Origin of the sequence: Acinetobacter sp. UBA3025 (assembly GCF_002367915.1) — a bacterium.
Classification (GTDB): Bacteria; Pseudomonadota; Gammaproteobacteria; order Pseudomonadales; family Moraxellaceae; genus Acinetobacter.
Genome location: NZ_DFDO01000130.1, coordinates 1 through 4,173, shown reverse-complemented (window position 1 = coordinate 4,173; position 4,173 = coordinate 1). Strand labels below are relative to the sequence as shown.

General features: G+C 42.7%; 4 protein-coding genes. 3 read left to right on the top strand and 1 reads right to left on the bottom strand.

All coding sequences use genetic code 11. The features are described 5' to 3' along the window. A partial coding sequence (locus B4J23_RS05650; RefSeq protein ID WP_291359199.1) for a THUMP domain-containing protein occupies positions 1-651 on the bottom strand: 651 nt, incomplete at its 3' end. A 656-nt stretch (positions 652-1,307) separates the two neighbouring features. On the opposite strand from B4J23_RS05650, the gene B4J23_RS05645 reads away from it, so the two are divergent. From B4J23_RS05645 to B4J23_RS05635, 3 genes are all read left to right on the top strand, one after another. Beyond that, a complete protein-coding gene (locus B4J23_RS05645) occupies positions 1,308-1,640 on the top strand; it encodes a hypothetical protein (RefSeq protein ID WP_034170006.1) in 333 nt (110 codons plus the stop codon). A gap of 224 nt (positions 1,641-1,864) precedes the next feature. Further along, positions 1,865-2,881 carry an aspartate carbamoyltransferase catalytic subunit gene (locus B4J23_RS05640; RefSeq protein WP_125278432.1) on the top strand — a complete coding sequence of 339 codons (1,017 nt, stop codon included), beginning with the start codon at positions 1,865-1,867 and terminating at the stop codon, positions 2,879-2,881. Between the two features lie 10 nt (positions 2,882-2,891). After that, a complete protein-coding gene (locus tag B4J23_RS05635) occupies positions 2,892-4,130 on the top strand; it encodes a dihydroorotase (RefSeq protein WP_125278433.1) in 1,239 nt (412 codons plus the stop codon). Positions 4,131-4,173: the final 43 nt, after the last annotated feature.

Genomic DNA, 4,173 nt, shown 5'->3' with positions numbered 1-4,173 from the left:
GAACCGCTCTTCCGATCTAGGATCAACCACAATATCCGGGTTGATGTCTTTCAGGCCGCCTTTTTGCAGGATCGCAGCCGCCAGATTTTCCTTGATTGGTGCTTCAGTCATAAAGCGGCGATAGCCACGTTTATGCAGGGAATCACCGGATAAGTCTAAACAATAAGTGTGTTCTTTTTTACCTGCCAGAATGTACATGGTGATTTCTGGCTGTTTGGTATCAATACTTGGACGCTTGCCCACAGCTTCCATAAAGGAATCGACGACGCCATCTTTGGCACGTAGAGTTGCAAACTGGGTGTTGACCTTAATATCACGTTCAACATGCAGACGAATTGCGAAGGTGCTTTGTGGTGCAAAAATCAGTGACCAGTCGAAGCTCATCGCACCTTCATAAAGCTCTTCTGCAACATCACGCGCATCGTGGGAGAATTCGATTTCATGCGTATGAATTGGCATCAGGACACGAGAAGCCAGACGAGACCACATACAGATGCGGTAAGCATTTTCAAGCGTGCCTTTGAAGGTCAGACGACCTGGGAAACGTTCAATATCCTGAACACCTAAACCTTTGATTTCTTCTTCTAATAAGGTTTCCAGACCATCGGCACAGGTGACCCAATAATTGCTTAAACGTGAAGAGGTATTCATAAAATAGAGAGACCGGAAAAGAATAAATAAAAAACTGCGCTCAGTTTAGCGTATTTTGCCTGTTAAAGCTTTGGAAATTTTTTAAATTCGAGCACATGCAGCCTAGTGTTATTCATCCTAAAAAGCGCTAAATGTTGACTTAAAAAGCAAACTGAAAATTTACGAGATATGTAAGACTACACAATACCAATAAGGTGGATTTTTAATTAAATCTTTTATTTTACAGATGGATATGTAGTAGGTATTAAAACTAATTCGCAATCTAGCTCTTCAATTGCGACCATGTTGTATGTGTAATTTAGAAAGATAAATAATCGGATTAATGATGTGATGGATCTGATGCAGGGTTGTTCATATGCACCTCATGGCATCAGCATTACTCTAAAAGTAAAAGCTAAAATTGGGTCACTTATGTCAAGTGATCGAGATTAAGAATTGATTAGCCAGACGAAGATCGAATCTAAAACAAAAAAGACGCTGACCTAATATTGCTCCGGGGTAGATCAGTTTTCATTCATATCAATTTATAACTCACATAACTTATTTATTAATTTTGGTACGTTTATTGCTTTATCTAATATCAATCAAGCTGTAATGCTGAGGGGAATCATTACAGCTTCATCTTTATTCTTAATTATTATTTCGGAGGGGCTTAGATGTTGGATCTTCAATTACGCAGGAATGAGGCATTTTCAATCGCTACCTTGATCTACGCACGTTTAAGACGAGTAACTGGACGAGTAATTGATGCCATGTATCTTGCAGAAAATATCCACTATGCAAAGCATGTGATTGGGCTGGCAGAGCAGACTGAAGATCCTGAGCTTTTACATCTGGTCAACCGCTTAAAAACCACTCTGGATTTATCGTCATTTTCAGAACTGCAGGCTGAAGAACAGGCGGAAAAGGAACTGATTTCTGTAGAACCAAGTGAAGAAGATATCTATCGCGCACAGGTTTCACATCATTATATTGGCGCATTGCGCTAATTGGGGGGATTGGGTGTGGATGCTCCAGACTGAAGCACTCATGTTTAAATGAAAAAACAAGCATATAGATAAACAGGTTAAATTATCTTATTGAAAAAATGCATGGGAATTTAAATTTCCATTCTTATTACTGAGATGGTTTTTGTACAACTGAGCTCTTTATCAACTATAAAGATTCGCTAATCTCTGTATAATACGTTGACTTAACGTATAAGGAATCTCTCATGCACTTGGCGGCATTGCATACACCGAGCCAGATTCAACTCAACAAAGCAGGTAATCTTAAACATTTCCTGACCATCGAAGGTCTTTCTAAAGAAACTCTTACAAAAATACTGGACACTGCGTTGTCCTTTTTTAATGACCAAAATCAGCTGATCACCAATAATTTGCTCGAAGGCAAAACGGTGATGAACCTATTTTTTGAAAATTCTACCCGAACGCGTACTACATTTGAGGCAGCGGCCAAACGTCTGTCTGCCAACGTGCTGAATATCGATATTGCCCGTTCAAGTACCTCTAAAGGTGAAACTTTACGTGATACCTTGTGGAATCTTGAAGCCATGGCAGCAGATATTTTCGTGGTACGTCATTCATCTTCAGGTGCAGCACACTTTATTGCCAAAGATGTTTGTCCGAATGTCGCTATTATTAATGCAGGGGATGGCCGTCATGCCCATCCAACTCAAGCGATGCTGGATATGCTGACCATTCGCCGTGAAACCAATAAAAAATTCGAAGATATGTCGATTGCCATTATTGGTGATATCAAGCATTCGCGTGTAGCACGTTCAGATGTGGCGGCGCTGCAAACCTTGGGTTGTAAAGATATTCGCATGATTGCACCGAATACATTGTTGCCATACGGTTTTGATGATTACAGTGAAGATGTGCGCCTGTTCAATAATATGGAAGATGGCATCAAAGACTGTGATGTGATTATTACCTTGCGTATTCAAAACGAGCGTATTGATTCGCCAGCGCTGTCATCTCAGGCTGAATTCTACAAAATGTATGGCCTGAACAAAGAACGTCTCGCCATGGCCAAGCCGGATTGTATCGTGATGCATCCAGGACCAATGAACCGTGGTGTGGAAATTGATTCCAGTATTGCAGACGGTCCGCAATCCGTGATTCTGAAACAGGTTACTAACGGGATTGCAGTACGTATGGCGGTACTGGCTCTTGCGATGCAGGGTCAGTTACAGGAACAGGGTTTGATTGAAGCGATTGCGGTATAAGGAATAAGTCATGTCTATTGTAAAAATTGAAAATGTCCGTGTTCTTGACCCAATCCAAAACACTGATTCAGTCGAAACGGTTTATCTGGAAAATGGTAAACGTGTTGCAGAAACTGCTCACGTATCTGAAACCATTGATGGGCAGGGCAAGTGGCTGATGCCCACTATGGTGGATCTATGCGCACGTTTACGTGAACCGGGTCAGCAGCAACACGGGACTTTAAAGTCTGAAGGTAAGGCTGCACGTGAAAACGGGATTCTGCATGTATTTACCCCGCCAGATTCTAAACCGATCGTACAGGACAATGGTGCACTGATTCATGGTCTGGTTGAAAAAGCCATGCTGGATGGCGGTATTTATCTGCAGGTGATCGGTGCGCAAACCCAAGGTTTGCAAGGTCAGCAACCGGCCAGTATGGCAGGTTTGAAAAAGGGCGGTTGTACTGCGGTTTCTAATGCCAGTGCGCCGTTTGCCAATGATGATGTGGTATTACGTACACTTGAATATGCAGCGGGCTTGGACCTGACTGTAGTGTTCTATGCAGAAGAGCCGCAAATTGCCAAAGATGGCTGTGTGCATGAAGGCTTTATTGCTTCACGTCAGGGCTTGCCAATGATTCCGGCATTAGCAGAGACTGTGGCAATTGCCAAATACCTGCTTATGATTGAAGCAACTAAAGTACGCGCTCATTTCGGCTTGTTATCTTGTGGTGCATCAGTAGAACTGATCCGTATTGCCAAAGAAAAAGGCCTGTCAGTAACTTGTGATGTCGCAATGCACCAATTGCATCTGACTGACCATCTGATTGATGGCTTTAACTCTCTTGCACACGTGCGTCCACCATTACGTTCTGAATCTGACAAAGAATTACTGCGTCAGGGCGTAAAATCTGGTGTGATTGATGCGATCTGTACCCATCATGAACCACTGAGCAGCTCTGCCAAAATGGCACCGTTCGCAGAGACACAGCCTGGCTTTACCGCGTTTGATACCTATGTACCGTTCGGTATCCAACTGGTGAATGAAGGTTTCTTTACGCCATTGGAATGGGTGGAGAAAGTCACAGTTGCTCCTGCAAAAGTCGCTAGCATGTTTGATCGCTGGAAGGCAGAAGCTGGCTGGGTACTGGTTGATCCAGAACAGGAGTGGACGCTGAGTAAAGAAACGATCGTTTCTCAAGGTAAAAATACACCACTGCTCAATCAAAAAGTGAAAGGTAAAGTGCTACAAACTTTTATTGCTGCATAACACTTACATTTCGCGTTTACAAAAAGTCAGCTTCGGCTGACTT